This is a genomic window from Bartonella sp. WD12.1 (assembly GCF_002022415.1).
In the GTDB taxonomy this organism is placed as follows: Bacteria; Pseudomonadota; Alphaproteobacteria; order Rhizobiales; family Rhizobiaceae; genus Bartonella.
In genome coordinates this window covers 274567-294287 of record NZ_MUBG01000001.1, presented here as the reverse complement: position 1 = coordinate 294287, position 19721 = coordinate 274567, and the positions used below count along the sequence as shown (strand labels likewise).

Here is a 19721-nt window from a genome sequence, read left to right as displayed (position 1 = left end):
GAGAAAATAGCAAATACGTTTATGCGTGACCTATTTCAGAAACAAGATAAGTTGGATTAATGCCCATGCGAGTAAAACTTTCATCGTACGTATTGCTTAAATCACTTTCAAAAATAAAACTAGGCGATGCAGAACTGATCAACCAACCATTTGCAGAAATCTCTGTTTCAAGCTGCCCTGCTTTCCACCCAGCGTAACCCAATGCTACCAGCGCATGTTGAGGGCCTTGTTCACAACTGATTGCTTTTAATATATCAATAGTTGCAGTAAGATAAATCTTGTCTGTAACAGAAATAGTTGCCTCACAAGTGTAATCACCCGAATGAAGTACAAAACCACGAGAAGGATCAACAGGCCCACCATAGCGTACTGGAAACTTTTTTATTGATTCAGAAAGATAACTTTTTTTTGCTTGCTCGACCACTCCAAGCTGAAGTAAAAGCTCAGGAAAATCAATGCTGTGCAATTGATTGAGAATAATTCCCATAGCGCCAGAATTAGAATGAGCACAAACATAAATAACAGAACGAACAAAGCGTTTATCACTCATTCCAGGCATTGCTATGAGCAATTTTCCATTTAAAAATCCATCACGCTGCTTCATTAATTTGACATTTTCCATAATCTATATGTTAAACTTCAATTCAGGCAGTACAAGAAGAAAATAAAAACTAGATGAAAAAAATTCAAATATTTCTAAATTTACAAAGAATTTCAAATATCTTTTATAAAAAGTTTTTAATCATTTTTAGCTTAACACTCGTTCTTTTAAGCTCATCCAATTTCACCATTGCTGCTCAAAAAGAACAAGAATCACAACTTCTTGCGACGCCTTGGTATGAATCAGAAGGTGGCAGTGTGAGATTGGCACTCACCAAACCTTCACCTTCTGGAATAAGAAACGGTTTTATTGAAGTTATGCTTAAGCCAAAATGGAAAACTTATTGGCGCAATCCAGGAAACTCCGGTATGGCACCATTTTTTAACTTTAACCAACAAGTCTCTTATGAAATTTTTTATCCCGTGCCACAACTTTATGAAACAGAAAATGATTGGTCCTTAGGCTATAAAAATAAAGTTGTATTACCATTTAGTGTTTCCGGTTCAAGTGAAAATCTTAGTGGCTCTTTAACCCTTGGACTGTGTGATGAAATCTGTATCCCTTTTACTGTTGAGTTTGATTTTTCTTCATCCACTCAGAAAAATACATATCTCTCTCCATCTTTATTAAAGCATGCCCAAGATTCTCTTCCTCGTGCAATGAATAATGAATTTAAAATAAGTGCTGAAAAAAATAAAAACACCTTATTTATAAAAATAGAAAACAACAGCAAAATCAAAGTCCTATCTCTCTTTTTAGATGGAGGAGACATGCAAATTGGACCAGCAAAAAAAGTAAATGATTATAAAGAATATATACTCTTTAGCGCACCTATATATTTCACGCCAGACGAGCTAAACCAAACAATTTTTTATGCAATTTCTTCTCAAAATCACGCCTTGAGTGGAACATTCATAATAAACACGCAATCAAATTCCACTGTCATTCCATAATACATTAGAAAGGCTATTTCATAAAATTATGTAGAAAAATGCCCGTTTTTGCGATATTCAGCAAGTGCTTGACGTGCAAGAGCGTCTGCGCGTTCATTATCTGGGTGGCCAGCATGCCCTTTTACCCAGTGCCATCTGACATCATGTCGAGAGCAAGCATCATCAAGAGCCTGCCATAACTCCACATTCTTAACAGGATCATTCGATGCAGTGCGCCAGTTATTCTTCTTCCAGCCTTTAAGCCACATAGATATTCCATTGCGCACGTAGACTGAGTCTGTATAAAGATCAATTGAACAAGATTCCTTAAGAGCATTCAACGCGCAAATTGCTGCCATAAGTTCCATTTGATTATTAGTTGTATATTCTTTTCCACCATACAGTTTACGTTCACGACCATTCCAGCGTAAAATTGCCCCCCATCCCCCAGGTCCCGGATTTCCAGAGCAAGCACCATCTGTATAAATTTCAATGACTTTTTTTCGATTGAACATAAAATCTAAAAACCCAATTCAGTCAACGAATCCACACTACTAAAAAAACTAAGTTTATGCCAATATTCCAACGGATCCTTTTTAACAACAAAACTACCAGCAGGTGTATTAAACCAATCATAAAGGCGTGTTAGTAAAAAGCGCAAAGCTGCACCACGCACTAATAAAAGAATCGCGCTTAATTCTAAAGGTATCAATGGCCTAATTTTTTGATAATTTTCTAATAATCCACGCGCTTTAACAAGATTATAAGAATAATCGCTTTCAAAACACCAAGCATTCAAACAGATTGCTAAATCATAAGCAAAAAAATCATTACAAGCAAAATAGAAATCTATAATACCAGAAAGACAATGGTCCAAAAAAAACACATTATCATTAAATAAATCAGCGTGAATAACGCCTGTTGGTAAATATAATGGCCAGTTTTTTTCTAAAAATGCTAACTCTGTATCAATTTTTTTCCCAAACTTTTCCAATAAAGTATCTTCTTTTGTTTGGCAACTCGCCCACAATGGTCTTAAATCTACAATAGAAAGAGTATTTCTACGTTTGGGTACAAAATCTTGCCCAGCTAAATGCAACTGTGCCAAACCAGTACCTACTTCACAACAATGATATACATTAGGCTTACGCACCCATGTCCCTTCCACAAAAGTAACAATAACAGCAGGACGCCCCGCTAACTTACCAATTGTTGCCCCATCATTCTGGAAAACTGGCTGAGGACAAGGAATGCCACGCTGATTTAAATGCTGCATAAGACTACAAAAAAAAGGTAAATCACTTTTTGAAACACGTTTTTCATAAAGTGTTAAAATAAACCTTCCTTTTGTCGTATGAAGTATAAAATTTGAGTTTTCGATACCTTCTTCTATCCCTTGGTAAGATAGAAGATAACCTATTGAATAACGCGTTAAAAATTCTTCCAAATCGCTCTGATGTACATCAGTATGAACTGCCATTATTTTGCTTTCGTTTTAAGCACTAGTAATATTATAATTTCTATCTGTTAGTATTTTTAGCATAACCATTAACAAAAGCCATATCTTGAGGGGTTAAAACAACATCACGCAACTCGCGAGTGACCAAAAATGTTTCTGTCTCTAACGCAGTTTCAGCCAATTCTATTTTGACATTATAACGCTTATGAAAAGCTGTAATAATTTCATCGACAATAATTTCAGGAGCAGATGCACCAGCTGAAAGACTAACAACGGAAAGAGCACCCAAATTATCAAAATCAATTTCATCAGCACATTGAACTAAAATAGATCGCTGCGCACCAAACCTTTCAGCAACCTCTACCAAACGCCGCGAATTAGATGAGTTTGGAGCACCAACAATTAAAAATAAATCACTCCCTAATGCTGCTGCCTTAACAGCTTCTTGTCGATTGGTCGTAGCATAGCAAATTGACTCGGCAGCCGGTGTTTCTAACGTAGGAAAACGTTTTTGCAAAACATCCAAAATCTCAGCTGTATTTTCAACAGAAAGCGTTGTTTGTGTCACAAATCCCAATTTATTTGGATTTTCCGGTTGATAACGCCAAGCATCTTCTACTGTTTCAATTAATGTAACAGCTCCTTTTTCAAGCTGTCCCATTGTTCCAATCACTTCAGGATGGCCAGAATGACCAATTAATATGACATGACGACCATAACGTCGATGCCGTATCGCTTGCTTATGAACCTTAGAAACCAACGGACATGTTGCATCGATATAAAATAAATTATAACGATGCGCCTCTTCTGGTACAGATTTTGGCACACCATGAGCAGAAAACACCACGGGTTGATTGCGATGTTCTTCTGGAATTTCATGAAGTTCTTCAATAAAAATGGCTCCACGCTGTTGCAACCCTTCAACCACATAGCGGTTATGCACAATTTCATGGCGAACATACACTGGAGCACCATATTTTTTTAATGCAAGAACAACAATTTGAATAGCACGATCAACCCCAGCACAAAAACCACGTGGACTACAAAGGCGCATTGTTAAAGGGGGGAGTAAGCACATAATTTATCCTTCATTTTATGACTTTTTCCATGTATCCAAACACACTGTTGTTAGGCACTACTATACAAAAAATGTATAGAGAAAAACTAAAATATCACCTTTTTATATAAAGAGTTGCACCTATAGAACATTATTATTCTATTGATGCGAATTAATTTTTGCTCCTCGACTTAAATCACATTAAAGGACAATGAAATACAAAATAAGATTTTCAATTAAAAGAATTCCAAATATAGCGGCTAAATAAAACAATGAAAAGAAAAACACCTTCCTTGCCATAGAAATGGTTTCATCACGTGTATCAACTTTCCATAAACAATAAGAAAGATAAATAAAAGTAACACTTAAAAGTGCTGAACAAATACCATAAGTAATACCGGCAAGACCTATAATATAAGGCCCAACAGCGCATAACGCCATAATCACAGTATACACTAAAATTTGTTTCTTGGTTGAATATTCACCTCGTACATTGGGCATTATAGGAATACCTGCTGCATCATAATCAATAGATGAAAATAAAGAAAGAGCCCAAAAATGTGGTGGAGTCCACATAAAAATAATCAAAAATAATAGGAAACTTTCAATACTTATTGCCCCTGTCGCAGCTGCCCATCCAATCATTGGTGGAAAGGCTCCAGCTGCACCACCAATAACAATATTTTGTGGTGTTACACGTTTCAACCAGATCGTATAAATAACAACATAAAAGAAAATTGTGAAAGCAAGAAAAATCGCTGAAAACCAATTAATAAAAACTCCCATAACCAAAACCGAAAGCACAGAAAGAGCCAAACCAAAAACAAATGCTTTCTTACGGCTAATTTTACCAGTAGGAATAGGGCGCTGTCGCGTACGTTTCATTACCGCATCAATATCAGCGTCATACCACATATTAAGTGCCCCCGCACCACCTCCCCCCACAGCAATACATAAAATTGCTAATACACCATGAAATGGATTTATCGTAACAGGTGACACCATCAGCCCAACCAGAGCTGTAAACACAACAAGTGACATAACTCGGGGTTTCAATAATGTAATATAATCATAAAGACTGGCTTTTGGTGGAATTGACTGACTATTTTTAGCTGATAATTCTTCTAAAATACACATTCCACTAAAGAACCTTTTCTATCAGTATCACTCACAAAAAAATACTATTTAATATATGAACATGATCCATTAATATTATAGTATTTTCGAGACCATATAATATCTATCTTATTTATATGTACTTTCAAAACAGATAGAAATACTTACATTAATTCCAATCAATGTTATCCTTTATATAAAATAAGGCATCACAAAAATAAATAGGTTTTACTAAATGCCACAAGATCCTACTCTCGTAAAATATTATTTTTATTTTGTACTTCTGTTCCACTCATATGAAATATGCATAAATATATTCCAGAAAAGAATTGGTTTTATGTTACACTTTTAAGACAAGGATTTACTTTTCATAAAAACCTATGCACAATAACATAATAACAATTTGGGCAGGGTTTTCCATGACACTTTATCAATTTCTTAAAAAAAACTTCTTTAGTATTATTATTTGCGTATTTTTTGTTATTTTTACCAATTATGCTATTGCGCAAATACCCAATACACAAAATGTCCCTGCCCCACAAACTTATGGTGCATGGACAAAAGTTTGCTCACTACCACCAGGTACTCCTAATATACAATGTGAAATCATACAAGATGTGCGCACACAAGACCGCCGCGATATCACTTTTCGGATTACATTTCATAAATTGCCTAAAAATCAAAAAACTTTGATGCGGGTTTTCGTTCCTATTCGTGTGGAATTGCGCCCTGGTATTGGCATCAAAATCGATGATAAAAATATAGGAAAAATAGAATATCGGCGTTGCTTGGGCGATAACTGTGTTGCTGAAGCTCTCCTTAAAGAAGATATATTAAAACTCTTTTTAAATGGCAAAACAGCCACTTATTTTATCTTTACAACCCCTGAGCAAGGAGTCGGTGGTCTTATTGATTTGCGTGGACTGAATGAAGCTTACGCAGACTTACCGAAATAACAAAAAGTATTTGCAAATACTAAATGATCAGTGCATCCAATAACTCTTTTAGAAACCTTCTTAAATAAAGAAAATAAACATTGCCGGCACCAATGCAAATAGGATAACTACTATGAAATCACTGATTGATCATTTTGATATTGCTTCGTCCAAAGTACAGTCTCTTGTTCAAGAAGCTCTTCATAATGCTGACGATGGTGAACTTTATCTTGAATACACAGAAAGTGAGGTACTTTTATTTGATAATAACCAGCTTAAAAATGGGGCATTTCAGCAAGATATAGGATTTGGCTTACGCATTGTTTCTGGAGAAGCTACTGGATACGCTCACTCCGGTGAATTATCAGCCGCTGCACTCAAACGCGCCATTGAAGCTGCTAAAGCTGTAACCTATAATAATCATACAGGGTCTTACAGTGCAGCTCCCTCACAACCAAAGCAAAGATTATACCAACCAAACAATCCTCTTGATGCTCCATCATTTAAAGAGAAAAGTGCACTTTTACAAAAAATTGACGCATATTTACGTGAAAAAAATAATAAATTGCATCAAGTTACCGTCGCTCTTTCCGGTTCACTCCAACATGTTGAAATTTTACGTGGTGATGGATACTTCGTTCATGACATTCGTCCCCTTGTTAAACTTACTATATCTGTGGTAGTTTCTGATAATAACCGACGTGAAAATGGATTTTATGGATGTGGTGGACGACAGACATTTAACCAATTCATTAGTGAAGAAAATTGGAAAATGGCTGCTGATGAAGCTTTACGCATGGCTTTAGTCAATTTAGAGGCACAAGCAGCACCAGCAGGAACATTTGATGTTGTTTTGGCTAATGGATGGCCTGGTGTTATGCTACATGAAGCTGTTGGACACGGTTTGGAAGGTGATTTCAACCGCAAAAAAACATCCGCTTTTTCTGGGCTTTTGGGGCAACAAGTTGCCGCAAAAGGTGTAACTATTGTTGATGATGGTACAATTCCTCAATGCCGCGGATCACTTACCATCGATGATGAAGGAACACCATCAAAACATAACGTTCTGATTGAAAACGGTAAACTCGTAGGCTTTATGCAGGATAGATTAAATGCTCGTCTCATGGGGGTTAATCCAACTGGAAATGGGCGACGTGAGTCTTACGCACACACACCAATACCACGGATGACAAATACAATTATGCTAGGGGGAGATAAAACGCCTCAAGAAATTCTATCTTCATTAAAAAGTGGTATTTATGCAGTTTCATTTGGTGGAGGACAAGTTGATATTACTTCTGGAAAATTTGTATTTGAATGTACCGAAGCTTATCGAGTAGAGAATGGCAAAATCTTAGCTCCAATCAAAGGTGCGACCCTGATTGGTAATGGGCCAGATGCCATGAAACGCATTACAATGATTGGAAATGACAGCAAACTGGATAATGGTCTAGGTATGTGTGGAAAAGCGGGACAAAACGTTCCTGTTGGCATCGGACAACCCCATTTACGAATTAATAATATGACGATCGGTGGAACAACACTTTCATAACATCAATCAAGCTAAGCTAAATAAAAAAATTCAATATATTTAAAATAGCTTTTTTATTTTAGCTAAATTTCTTAGCGCATTTTTGTTTTGTGTTTGCTTAAAATTGCAACAATTTCAACATGAGGCGACCACAAAAATTGATCAATCGGTATAACCTTTTCTACTATATAACCGCCTGCAACAAGAATGGACAAATCACGAGCAAATGTAACAGGATTGCACGAAACAGCTACTACACGTGGTATTGTCGTCTTTGCCAACTCATATACTTGTTCTTTTGCACCAACGCGTGGCGGATCAAAAACAACACTATCAAAACGTTCAAGTTCCTTTGCAGAAAGTGGACGACGAAATAAATCACGCTTTTCACAAGTAACTGTTTTTAAACCAGAAGCAAAACGTGCTGCACGCTCTAAATTTGCCAACGCTGTTTCATCATTCTCTACTGCATGAACATTCATTGTCTTAGCCATACGTAAAGAAAAAGTTCCCACCCCTGAAAATAAATCAACAGCACTTTTTGCTTTTTTAAAATGAGTTAAAATAATATGACTTATGGCATTTTCTGCCTCAGAAGTTGCCTGAAGAAAACCTCCAGAAGGAAGTTCAACACAGACATCATTAAAGTAAATCAATGGTTTTTCTTGCTCAACTAAAATTTCACCTTCAATAGATAGGCGCGTAATTCCACATACAAGAGCTGCATGTATCATGTTTTGACGAATAAGCTTATCGCGCACGATGCAACCACTTAAAGCGACATCAAAACCATTATCAACAGATGTTACTGTTACATGAAATTGCTTAGCATGATTGCTTAAAAGAGCACATATCGCTCTAATATCACTTAATTTCGATATAATCTGTGACCGAGTAACCGGACATTCCTCAATAGCCACAACATCATGTGAAAGATGACGATTAAAACCAATGATATGATCTTGCTTTGTCATAGATGCCGTTAAAATGATTCGCCGGCGGCTATAATGTTCACACTTTACTAAAGGAGAAATCACTACATCAAGCTGGTATTTTTTAAGTGTATCAACAACCAATTGTCGTTTCCAAGAATGATATGCGTCAACATGCCAATGTTGAAGCATACATCCTCCACATTCTTTAAAATGTTTACAAACAGCATCAATGCGTTTTAATGATTTTTTCATTAATGCAATGGGTGTGCCGTATTTTCCATGAAGATCAACTTTAACAACCTCTCCCGGTAAGGTAAAAGGTATATAAACCAAGCCACGCGGTGTTTTTGCTACACCATGACCATTAGCTCCAATATGATCAATTATAACGTTATCACTCACTCTTGTTTTTCTCCGAATAATCAATATTCTAATGCTTACCATCGTTTATAATTGATTGAAAAAAGGAAACTTTTTTATTTATTCCTTTGAAGGTTCAATTTATCAAAAAAGTACTTTTAAAGTTTCTTGCAACTGATGGATCTTTTAATATCCCACCCTTATCATCAATTTCAAATTGAGATTTTACTAACAAAACAATTGGGCTCTCTTTTTGAAAGAAGATAAAACAAGTAACAATACAAAGTTAAGAGAAGTGAATTGACATTCGATATAGTGAAATTAATTTTACAACTACTACTGTCTTAAATCTCTACATTTAAATGTTCATAATATTATCCACACTAATACTAGATTAAACGTGCATTAAACTATTATGATTGATATCAGAAGCAATAATTATAGACCTACACTCACATCTTAAGAGAACGTGCATAAAATCATTATTGGCATACCAATATTATAATCATCACTTGATTCACTATACAATGCATTTATCAATTGTAATGCAGCACATAAAACATAACTCTGCACAAAATAACAAACTATAAGTTCTATATTATTAGAAATTATTCTCTCAATTTAAAAAGTATTTTTCCATCAATCTTAACTGTTTATCATATAATTGCATTATATGCTCGTAAACACATTGTAGCAGTAACTTAAAGGCATCAACCTTTTTATGAACTACCTTATTGTCATATTTGAATTTGCGGTATTATTCGTATTTCACGCCCCAAAGCATTAAAAACAGTATTAATAATACCCGTTGCATCAAGCCCAATACTCGAAAGCACTTTATTTGGTGAACCATGATTTAAATATTCATCAGGAAATTTTAATGTGCGAACCTTTAAACCGCGCTCTAATAATCCCTCCTGTGCCAAAAACTGCAGTACATGCGCCCCAAATCCACCCATTGCCCCTTCTTCAATTGTCACTAATACTTCGTGCTCACGTGCTAAATGACGTATTAAATCCTTATCCAAAGGCTTTGCAAAGCGTGCATCTGCAACAGTTGTTGATAACCCTTCTGCCGCTAACTCATCAGCTGCTATTAACACTTCAGATAACCGAGTTCCAAAACAAACTAAAGCTATCTTGCTACCTTCACACAAAATTCGCCCTTTACCAATCTCCAGAATCTCACCCCGTTGTGGTAAATCTATACCACCACTTTCACCACGTGGATAACGAAAAGAAATAGGTCCTTGATCATAAGTTGCCGCTGTGCGCACCATATGCATAAGTTCAACTTCATCAGAAGGAGCCATTACAACAAACTCAGGAAGAGTCGCCAAAAAAACAATATCAAAACTTCCAGCGTGTGTTGCACCATCCGCGCCAACAAACCCTGCGCGGTCAATCGCAAAACGCACAGGTAATTTTTGAATCGATACATCATGAATAATCTGATCATAAGCACGCTGTAAAAAAGTAGAGTAAATTGCAACAAAAGGTTTATACCCTTCACAGGCGATACCTGCAGCAAAAGTTACAGCGTGTTGCTCAGCAATACCAACATCAAACATCCTTGTGGGAAATTTTTCAGCAAAAGAATCAAGGCCAGTTCCTGTCGGCATTGCAGCTGTTATAGCAACAATCTTATCATCATGATCGGCTTCTTCTATTAAAGCCTTAGAAAACACTTTAGTATAAGGAAGAAACTTACTTTGTGTTTTAACCTGTTTACCCGTAACAATATCAAAACGATTAACACCGTGATATTTATCAGACGACACCTCTGCAGGTGCATACCCTTTCCCTTTATGCGTTACCACATGCACTAAAACAGGACCATTAGGATATTCGCGGACATTTTTCAAAACAGGCAACAAATGATTCATATTATGGCCATCTATAGGCCCCACATAATAAAAGCCAAGCTCCTCAAATAAACTTCCCCCAACTAAAAAACCACGCGCAAACTCTTCTGAAAGCCGTGCTTTATCTAAGAAGAATTTCGGTAACTTCTTGCTTAATACTTTTACTTGTTCACGCAAATTACGATAAGAAGGACGAGAAACTAATCTTGCAAGATAAGCACTCATAGCACCTGTAGGGGGCGCAATAGACATATCATTATCATTAAGGATAACAATTAAACGTGCATCCAAAGCACCAGCATTATTCATTGCCTCATAAGCCATACCAGCAGACATAGCCCCATCACCAATCACACAAATGATGTTCCGTCTTTCTTCTGCTTTTAACATACTCGCCACTGCCATCCCGAGGCCAGCTGAAATAGAAGTAGAAGAATGGCCCGCACCAAATGAGTCATACACACTTTCTGAACGCTTTGTGAAACCTGATAAGCCACCTTCTTGGCGCAGAGTACGAATTTTATCCCTACGGCCAGTCAAAATTTTATGAGGATAAGTTTGATGACCAACATCCCAGATAATCTTATCGTCAGGTGTATTAAAAACATAGTGCAGTGCAATAGTGAGCTCAACAACACCAAGCCCCGCACCAAGATGACCACCTGTTACAGAAACTGCATCAATTGTTTCAGCTCGTAATTCATTAGCTAACTGTACTAAATCAGACTCAGGAAATGCCCGTAAATCTTGTGGAAAACAAATACGATCAAGTAATGGCGTTAATGACCGAGACAAAAAAAACTCCTTATATTACCAATAATATTATATAGGCACACATTTTTTATTATTTTGTATAGAATATGACGTATTATCCATTGAAATACTTTACTTATTTAAGATTATCTACAGATTCTCTTCTTTTTCATTCATTTCATAAGAAATAAGACTGATAAGTTATTCTAATAAATCAAAATTCTTATTTTTTACATTCAATAATAATTAAACGATTACTGAACATTATTCAGAATCAAGTGGCTCTAAACCTTCCGGATGACCTGTATCTGAAAGTCGAATTTTTTCAACTTTAGCTTCAGCCATTTTCAATAGTTTATCACAATGATTTTTAAGAGCTTCACCTCGCTCATAAATATCAATTGATTGTTCTAAAGGAACATCTCCACGTTCCAAGTTTTCAACAATCACTTCAAGTTGCTTTAGTGCTTCTTCAAAACTTAACGTAGCAATATCTCCCTTTTTCATACCTTTCTTCATATAACCCTCACAAGATATCTGTTCTAGATATGCGAATTCCAAAACCCTCTAAACCGACATAATGACGCTCTTTAGAAGAGTAAACAATAACAGAACTAATCCCTAAATGTTTCAAAATTTGCGCTCCCAGACCAATTTGATGCCATTCTTCTGCACGTTCAATTGCTTGTGCATGATTTTCTAAACCTACCATTGCCATTTTCTGATCACAAACAGCTAATTGAGAACCAACACCAACAGATCCTTCACGCAAATAAACAAATACACCACGTTTTTCTTTTTCTACCATGCGTCGCATGATAACCTCAATATCTGGTGATTGACCAAAAACATCCTTCAGAATGTTTTCGCGATGCAAGCGTACCGGAATATCTTCCCCATCACGAATATCACCAAAAACAATTGCTACATGCTGAACTGTTTCCCAAGGAAGTTGATAACTTTTGACTACAGCTGGACCTACAAATGTTTCAATATACATTTCTCCAATATATTTTATAAGTGTCTCTTTACGCTGACGATAAGCAATAAGATCAGCAACAGTTATGATGTGCAACTGATTATCTTGTGCAAATTTTGTAACTTCATCTCCATGTTTAACACTACCATCATCATTGACTAATTCACCAATAACACCAACCAGTGGCAAACCAGCCAATTTACACAAATCAACAGCTGCCTCAGTGTGACCTGAACGCATGAGAACACCACCTTCATGCGCAATTAAAGGAAAAATATGTCCCGGACGGACAAAATCGTTAGCACTTGCATTGGGATTAGCTAAATTACGAACAGCCAATGTACGATCATATGCTGAAATACCTGTTGTTATTCCATGTTTAAAATCTACGGTAACAGTAAATTTTGTACGATGCGCCGAATCATTATCCGATACCATAGGAGCAAGATTAAATCGTTGTGCTTCTTCTTTTGGCATTGGTGTACAAATAATACCCGACGTATAGCGAATAATAAATGCCATTTTTTCTTCTGTACAATGAACCGCCGCAACAATTAAATCACCTTCATTTTCACGGTCATCATCATCTGTAACCACAACAATTTCACCGCGTTCGAAAGCCTGAATAGCAGCAACAACTTTTTTCTGATTATAAGCCATCGTTTACCTTTCAACTACAACTGATCTGACCGCGGTGTCGTAAATAATGATCAGCAATAGCACAAGCAACCATCGCTTCACCAACAGGCACAGCACGAATTCCAACACATGGATCATGACGCCCTTTTGTAACCACATCCACATTGTTACCATTAACATCAATTGAACGACAAGGAGCCAAAATTGATGAAGTGGGCTTAACAGCAAAACGTGCAATAATCGGCTGTCCATTTGATATCCCACCCAAAATACCCCCGGCATGATTAGATAAAAAAAGCGGTTTACCGTCACTTCCCATTCGCATTTCATCTGTATTTTGTTCACCAGTCAAGCGAGCTGCAGCAAAACCATCGCCAATTTCAACACCCTTAACCGCATTAATTGACATTAAAAATGATGCAATATCTTGATCAAGTTTTGCATAAATAGGTGCTCCTAAACCTACTGGAACATTTTCTGCAACAATCTCAACAATAGCACCAGTTGATGAACCGCTTTCTTGTAATTGAGTCATATAATCAGCAAAAATACGTGCTGCTTCTGCATCAGGTGTAAAAAAAGGATTGTTATCAACCTCTGACCAATCCCAACGGTCACGATTAATACTATAAGGGCCTATCGCCGTCACAGCTCCTCGCACAATCAAACCAGGAACAATTTTACGGGCAAGAGCACCTGCTGCGACACGCGCTACCGTCTCTCGTGCTGAAGCACGACCACCACCACGATAATCACGAATGCCATACTTAATATCATAGGTGTAATCTGCATGACCTGGCCGATATTGATAAACAACTTCACCATAATCTTTAGAGCATTGATCTATGTTTCGAATAAATAGCGAAATCGGCGTACCTGTCGTTACCAATATCGTGCCGTTATCTTGAGTCACAACTCCTGAAAGAACTTCTATTTGATCTAACTCTTGACGCTGCGTTGTATATTTTGATTGCCCGGGTCTACGTTTATTAAGATATGCCTGAATTTCAGTAAGAGTGAAAGCAATTCCTGGAGGACAACCGTCAATAACACAACCAAGAGCAGGGCCATGACTTTCACCCCATGTTGTTACACGAAACAAATGACCAAATGTATTATGCGACATGGAGAAAGATCCATTTCTTCTTCAAATACACGCAACTATAGTGTGGATTGAACCGCGCAATACGATTTCATCCAAAGGTGTCATTGACTGTCTGAACTTTAAATCAAATTGTCGCTAACATATAAAACTTTATGAACCAAGTCTTATTCTTTAACAACAGAAATATCAGGTGCATCAACAGCCTTCATACCGATAACATGGTACCCAGAATCAACATGATGAATCTCACCTGTAACAGAACGCGATAAATCTGAAAGAAAGTAAAGGGCAGAGTCACCGACTTCCTCTATTGTCACTGTACGGCGCAAAGGAGCATTATATTCGTTCCATTTTAGAATATAACGAAAATCACCAATACCAGAAGCAGCTAATGTTTTAATTGGCCCTGCAGACACAGCATTAACACGAATGTTTTTTGGCCCTAAATCAACAGCTAAATACTTCACACTAGCCTCAAGAGCAGCTTTAGCAACCCCCATTACATTATAATTAGGAACAACCTTTTCTGCACCATAATAAGTCAGCGTTAAAATTGAACCGCCATCTGGCATCAATTTTTCTGCACGCTGTGTAAGAGCAGTTAACGAATAAACAGAAATGTTCATCGTCATCATAAAGTTTGATTCACTAATATCAACGTAACGACCATTTAATTCATCTTTATCGGAAAAACCAATAGCGTGAACTAAAAAATCAAGTTTGCCCCACTTTTTTTCTATTGCGTTAAAAACTGCATCAATAGATGCACTATCAGAAACATCACAATGACCGCAAACAAAAGCGTTCAACTCTTGAGCCAAAGGCTCAACACGTCTCTTCATTGCTTCACCTTGATAGGTAAAAGCAAGCTCGGCTCCTGCTGCATTGGCCGCCTTTGCTATTCCCCAAGCGATAGAGCGATTATTTGCCAATCCTAAAATTAAGCCACGCTTCCCGTACAATAAACCATTACTCTTCGTCATTAGCATCGCCTCATTGCTATTTGACATCAACATTATCTCTATGCCTATGACACAGGTTACCTTTTTCTTCAAGCAATTGGTTTAAAATCAAACTTAAGTTATGCTTTTGTATAAGAAAAAAGATGTTAATTGTTTTGCATTTGCAAAAATTGTTCTAATGCAGCATCTCCACCTTCTGGCAACATGATACGAACATGCACATAAAGGTCATCTCTTTCACCATTTTTTAAACGAAGCCCCTTTCCTTTCAACCGTAAAACACGATCAGAACTCGACCATGGGGGAATTTTCAAAACTACACGTCCTTCCAAAGTGTCAACTTCTTCTTTGGCTCCTAAAACAGCATGCTTAAGAGAAACCGGTAAATCAAGATGAAGTGCGCGCCCTTCAACTCGCAAACGAGGATGTTTCTGAATACGAATAGTTACTAAAGCATCCCCTGCTTGCCCATACGCCACCTCTTCTCCCTGACCTTTTAAACGAATGGTTTGCCCATCTTCAACATAGTCTGGTAATTTAATTTTTAATTTTTTCCCAGTAGGAAAAGTTACTTCTACCTTGTTTGCACCTACCATCTGCTCTAATGTAATTGAAAGACTGGTACGAATATGAGCCCCTTGTTGAGGTTGAGTATATTGTGTTGAGCTTGAAAAATCCCTTCCTCTTCCAAATAAATCACGAAAAATATCGCTTGCATCAAAACTTGCAGCACCTGAAGATCCAAAATCAAATCCTCTTGTGCCACCAGTAAAAGGATTTTGTCTGCTCCTAAAATTTTCCCCAGCGCCATAAGCCTGGTGAAGTGGTTTTCCTTCTGCATCAATTTCACCACGATCAAATTGTGCTTTTTTATCTTTATCGCCTATAATTTCATAAGCTTGATTAATTTCAGAAAACCTTTCTTTAGCTTTAGCATCACCCATATTATGATCTGGATGATACTGCTTTGCTAATCTTCTGAATGCAGATTTAATCTCTTGCGGTTTTGCGGTACGTGCCACACCCAAAACCGTATAGGGATCACGCATATTGTCCTCTTTCTAGCCTTCCCGTTTTTCAAATATCAACCAGTAATATTGTTAAATATTTTTTATTACTTCATCAAGCTATTCAATAAAATCATTTTTCTTATCTATATGTTTATAAAAAAACAAAATACCAGATAAAATGGATATTTTTAATCCAATATAGCCTATGACACCCTATATTAAAGATAAACATAATTGAAACACCATAATAAAAATATATAAAGTCATTGGTTTTTAAAACAAAAGAATAACAACACTTTATTTTTGACGGCAAAAATAAATCAAAGAATTTCTCACTCACACTAACTAACAGTGGGGTATATCATGAATAATAAAACACAAATAAATGATAATTTTATACAAACACAAAATCCTTTTGCAATTTTTGAAAATTGGCTTGAAGAAGCAAAAATAAGCGAAATAAACGATCCCAATGCTATGGCACTAGCAACAGTTGATGAAACAGGTTTACCCAATGTTCGTATGGTTCTTCTTAAAGATTTTAGTCCTAAAGGTTTTGTCTTTTATACCAACTATGAAAGCTGTAAAGGACGAGAAATTTTAGGATCAATGAAAGCATCCTTAGGTTTTCATTGGAAATCACTTCGCCGTCAAATTAGAATTAGAGGCATTGTTGAAAAAGTAAGCACTGAAGAAGCAGATGCATATTTTCAGTCGCGACCACGAAAAAGTCGAATCGGTGCATGGGCATCTAAACAATCTCAGCCATTAGAAAACCGCCTTATTCTTAAAAAAGCAGTTGCTAAATATGCTACACGTTATGCAGTAGGGAATATTCCTCGCCCACCTTATTGGTCTGGTTTTTGCATTAAACCTCTTTTTATTGAATTTTGGTGCGATCGGCCATTTCGTTTACATGATCGCTTACTTTTCACACGTGACTCTATTGAACAAGATAACTGGCAAAAACAAAGACTCTATCCTTAATCACTATCTTTATGAAGCCTTTACTTTTATAACAATGCTTTCTGCTCTACTATTACAGAATATATGACCTTGTTTCTAAACTAGATTGTTCTTAAATTCCAGAATGTAATATCATCCAAATACCCCCACACACTAAACCAGCAAAAATAAAAAAACCAACAAATGAATTGGATCTGAAAAGTTTTAAGCATTGTGAGCTATCATCTATATCGATGACTTTGATTTGAATAAACATATGGATGGCAGCAATAAAAACCCCTACAAAACTGAGAATGGATACTTGCGCTAAATAAAATGCCAAACTGACCAGCATTATAAAACCACTATATAAAACCACTAGTGCATATTTGGTGCTTTTTCCAAAGAGGCGTGCTGTAGAACGCACACCAACAATAGCATCATCTTGTTTATCTTGATGAGCATAAATCGTATCATATCCAATCGTCCATAAGATTGACCCTGCATAAAGTGCAATTGGTGCCCAACTCAAACTTCCATACACAACTGCCCATCCCATTAACGCGCCCCAATTAAACGCAACGCCTAAAAAAAATTGTGGCCAATTTGTTATGCGTTTCATAAAAGGATAAATTGCGACCGCCACTAAGGACGAAATACCTAAAAAAAAGCTAAATGCATTAAACTGTAATAAAACACCTAAGCCTATGAAACACTGCACTAATATAAAAATTTTTGCTTGAAACCGACTTACCTGACCTGCAGGTAATGGACGAGAACGTGTTCGTTCTACCTGAGAATCTATTTTGTGATCAACAAGGTCGTTCCAAGTGCAGCCTGCACCTCGCATGGCTATGGAACCTAAAAAGAAAAGAAAAAGATACCAAATCCAACACATTATAATTGACAAAAGGGGTACTTGGGGCTTCTCATAGGAAAGCATAGCCATGGTTGTTGACCAAAAACAAGGCCACATCAACAATTTCCACCCAATAGGTCTATCCCAACGTGCCAATTGAGCATAAAGCCACAAAGAACAAGGAAGTAAATAGTAAACCCATTGTTTAGGGGGGGCATCCATAACTCGTCCTTGATTTTCACAGGATTGAATATGTAAAATATTTTTACTTTTTTTCATCAAATGATTTCACCTTTGGTCTTGCGATAGAACCATTTCATTCTTATGAAAGAAAACTGATTTAATCATCTTTTATGGTAGGAGCAAATCATGAACGTTCTTCTTATTGGATCAGGTGGACGAGAACATGCTTTAGCATGGAAAATAGCAGAGTCACCGCTACTTACAAAATTATATTGCGCTCCTGGAAATCCTGCAACAATAGAATTAGGTGAAAATATTGATTTAAACATCAATGATCACCCTCTTGTTATTAATTTCTGTAAAGCACATTCTATTGACCTCGTCATTGTTGGGCCAGAAGGACCATTAGTTGAAGGTATAACTGATTCTCTTAATGCTGCTGGCATCTGTGTATTCGGCCCTACTCAAAAAGCAGCTCAATTAGAAGGCTCAAAAAGCTTTACAAAAGATTTGTGTTATAGAAATAACATTCCTACAAGCATCTATCAATGCTTTAACAATGCCTCACAAGCTAAATCCTACATCCGTCAACAAGGTGCCCCTATCGTTATTAAGGCTGATGGCCTGGCTGCTGGTAAAGGTGTTGTTGTGGCTATGACAATGCAAGAAGCCTTTGACGCCGTTGATGCCTGCTTTAAAGATACATTTGACGATGCAAAAAAGAAAATTGTTGTCGAAGCATTTCTGGAAGGTGAAGAAGCAAGCTTCTTTTGCCTTTGTGATGGTAAAACCGCCATCCCTTTTGGATCAGCACAAGATCATAAACGTGTTGGTGATGGCGATACTGGAGCCAATACTGGCGGCATGGGAGCCTATTCACCAGCTCCAATTATGACTGAGAAAATGGTTAATCGTACTCTTAAAGAAATTGTCGAACCCACCTTGCATGATATGTCCGCAATGGGAGCCCCTTTTAAAGGTATTCTCTTCATCGGATTAATGATAACCCAAAAAGGGCCTGAATTAATTGAGTTTAATGTACGATTTGGTGATCCTGAATGCCAAGTTTTAATGATGCGCTTAAAAGATGATATTTTACCACTTCTCCTTGCAGCAGCTCAAGGAAACCTTAAAAATAAACACATTCAATGGTCTGAAAAAACCGCTCTAACAGTTGTTATGGCTGCTAAAGGTTACCCAAATGCTCCTCAAAAAGGCAGCATTATCCGCAATGTCGACAAAGTAAATGCTCTTCCTGATGTAAAAGTTTTCCAGGCGGGCACAGCTTTATGTAATGGAGAATTAATCGCCAATGGTGGACGTGTTTTAAATATAACAGCAATAGGAGAAACTGTTACACATGCACAAAAACGTGCTTACGAAGCGGTTGATTGTATTGATTGGCCACAAGGCTTTGTTCGCCGGGATATTGGATGGCGTGCTATTGCACAAAAAAATTAGACCTTTTAAGCTTTTTTGAAGTGAGTTATTTCAC

18 protein-coding genes are annotated in these 19721 nt (G+C 37.0%); 5 read left to right on the top strand and 13 right to left on the bottom strand.

Annotation, left to right across the window (positions count from 1 at the left end; translation table 11 throughout):
• Positions 1–19: 19 nt before the first annotated feature.
• Positions 20–604: a YqgE/AlgH family protein gene (locus tag BWD121_RS01070; RefSeq protein WP_078663021.1), complete on the bottom strand. Its 585-nt coding sequence runs from the start codon at positions 602–604 to the stop codon at positions 20–22.
• A 71-nt stretch (positions 605–675) separates the two neighbouring features.
• Here BWD121_RS01070 and BWD121_RS01065 point away from each other — a divergent pair, with 71 nt between their 5' ends.
• Positions 676–1554 (top strand): protein-disulfide reductase DsbD domain-containing protein, encoded by an 879-nt coding sequence (locus tag BWD121_RS01065; RefSeq protein WP_078663020.1) that lies wholly within the window; start codon positions 676–678, stop codon positions 1552–1554.
• A 26-nt stretch (positions 1555–1580) separates the two neighbouring features.
• Here the strand turns inward: BWD121_RS01065 and rnhA are convergent, their stop codons facing one another.
• From rnhA to cyoE, 4 genes are all read right to left on the bottom strand, one after another.
• Positions 1581–2048, bottom strand: coding sequence for a ribonuclease HI (gene rnhA / locus BWD121_RS01060; RefSeq protein ID WP_078663019.1), 468 nt, complete (start codon positions 2046–2048; stop codon positions 1581–1583).
• A gap of 5 nt (positions 2049–2053) precedes the next feature.
• Complete coding sequence (locus tag BWD121_RS01055; RefSeq protein WP_078663018.1) at positions 2054–3013, bottom strand: homoserine kinase; 960 nt, start codon at positions 3011–3013, stop codon at positions 2054–2056.
• 40 nt (positions 3014–3053) lie between these two features.
• Positions 3054–4070, bottom strand: a complete 1017-nt coding sequence (ispH, locus tag BWD121_RS01050; RefSeq protein WP_078663017.1) for a 4-hydroxy-3-methylbut-2-enyl diphosphate reductase — start codon at positions 4068–4070, stop codon at positions 3054–3056.
• Between the two features lie 180 nt (positions 4071–4250).
• Entirely contained in the window at positions 4251–5186 is a 936-nt protein-coding gene (gene cyoE, locus BWD121_RS01045; RefSeq protein WP_078663016.1) for a heme o synthase, read from the bottom strand.
• A 398-nt stretch (positions 5187–5584) separates the two neighbouring features.
• On the opposite strand from cyoE, the gene BWD121_RS01040 reads away from it, so the two are divergent.
• A complete protein-coding gene (locus BWD121_RS01040; protein ID WP_078664038.1) occupies positions 5585–6121 on the top strand; it encodes an invasion associated locus B family protein in 537 nt (178 codons plus the stop codon).
• Positions 6122–6233: 112 nt separating this feature from the next.
• Positions 6234–7652 carry a metalloprotease TldD gene (gene tldD, locus BWD121_RS01035; protein WP_078663015.1) on the top strand — a complete coding sequence of 473 codons (1419 nt, stop codon included), beginning with the start codon at positions 6234–6236 and terminating at the stop codon, positions 7650–7652.
• Positions 7653–7723: 71 nt separating this feature from the next.
• Here the strand turns inward: tldD and BWD121_RS01030 are convergent, their stop codons facing one another.
• From BWD121_RS01030 to BWD121_RS01000, 7 genes are all read right to left on the bottom strand, one after another.
• The gene (locus BWD121_RS01030; protein WP_078663014.1) at positions 7724–8968 is read right to left on the bottom strand and encodes a class I SAM-dependent RNA methyltransferase; all 1245 of its coding nucleotides are present in this window, start codon (positions 8966–8968) and stop codon (positions 7724–7726) included.
• A gap of 695 nt (positions 8969–9663) precedes the next feature.
• Positions 9664–11586 (bottom strand): 1-deoxy-D-xylulose-5-phosphate synthase, encoded by a 1923-nt coding sequence (gene dxs / locus BWD121_RS01025; protein ID WP_078663013.1) that lies wholly within the window; start codon positions 11584–11586, stop codon positions 9664–9666.
• Between the two features lie 222 nt (positions 11587–11808).
• Positions 11809–12063 carry an exodeoxyribonuclease VII small subunit gene (locus tag BWD121_RS01020; RefSeq protein WP_078663012.1) on the bottom strand — a complete coding sequence of 85 codons (255 nt, stop codon included), beginning with the start codon at positions 12061–12063 and terminating at the stop codon, positions 11809–11811.
• Between the two features lie 7 nt (positions 12064–12070).
• Positions 12071–13183, bottom strand: a complete 1113-nt coding sequence (ribB, locus tag BWD121_RS01015) for a 3,4-dihydroxy-2-butanone-4-phosphate synthase (protein ID WP_078663011.1) — start codon at positions 13181–13183, stop codon at positions 12071–12073.
• A 10-nt stretch (positions 13184–13193) separates the two neighbouring features.
• Positions 13194–14288, bottom strand: a complete 1095-nt coding sequence (gene aroC, locus BWD121_RS01010; RefSeq protein ID WP_078663010.1) for a chorismate synthase — start codon at positions 14286–14288, stop codon at positions 13194–13196.
• A gap of 143 nt (positions 14289–14431) precedes the next feature.
• Positions 14432–15250: an enoyl-ACP reductase FabI gene (fabI, locus tag BWD121_RS01005; protein WP_078664037.1), complete on the bottom strand. Its 819-nt coding sequence runs from the start codon at positions 15248–15250 to the stop codon at positions 14432–14434.
• A 125-nt stretch (positions 15251–15375) separates the two neighbouring features.
• Positions 15376–16278, bottom strand: coding sequence for a J domain-containing protein (locus BWD121_RS01000; RefSeq protein WP_078663009.1), 903 nt, complete (start codon positions 16276–16278; stop codon positions 15376–15378).
• A gap of 324 nt (positions 16279–16602) precedes the next feature.
• Between BWD121_RS01000 and pdxH the strand changes: the two genes are divergently transcribed.
• A complete protein-coding gene (pdxH, locus tag BWD121_RS00995) occupies positions 16603–17226 on the top strand; it encodes a pyridoxamine 5'-phosphate oxidase (RefSeq protein ID WP_078663008.1) in 624 nt (207 codons plus the stop codon).
• A gap of 91 nt (positions 17227–17317) precedes the next feature.
• On the opposite strand, the gene ubiA is transcribed toward pdxH, so the two are convergent.
• Positions 17318–18322: a 4-hydroxybenzoate octaprenyltransferase gene (ubiA, locus tag BWD121_RS00990; RefSeq protein ID WP_078663007.1), complete on the bottom strand. Its 1005-nt coding sequence runs from the start codon at positions 18320–18322 to the stop codon at positions 17318–17320.
• 90 nt (positions 18323–18412) lie between these two features.
• Between ubiA and purD the strand changes: the two genes are divergently transcribed.
• Entirely contained in the window at positions 18413–19687 is a 1275-nt protein-coding gene (gene purD / locus BWD121_RS00985; RefSeq protein WP_078663006.1) for a phosphoribosylamine--glycine ligase, read from the top strand.
• Positions 19688–19721 lie beyond the last annotated feature (34 nt).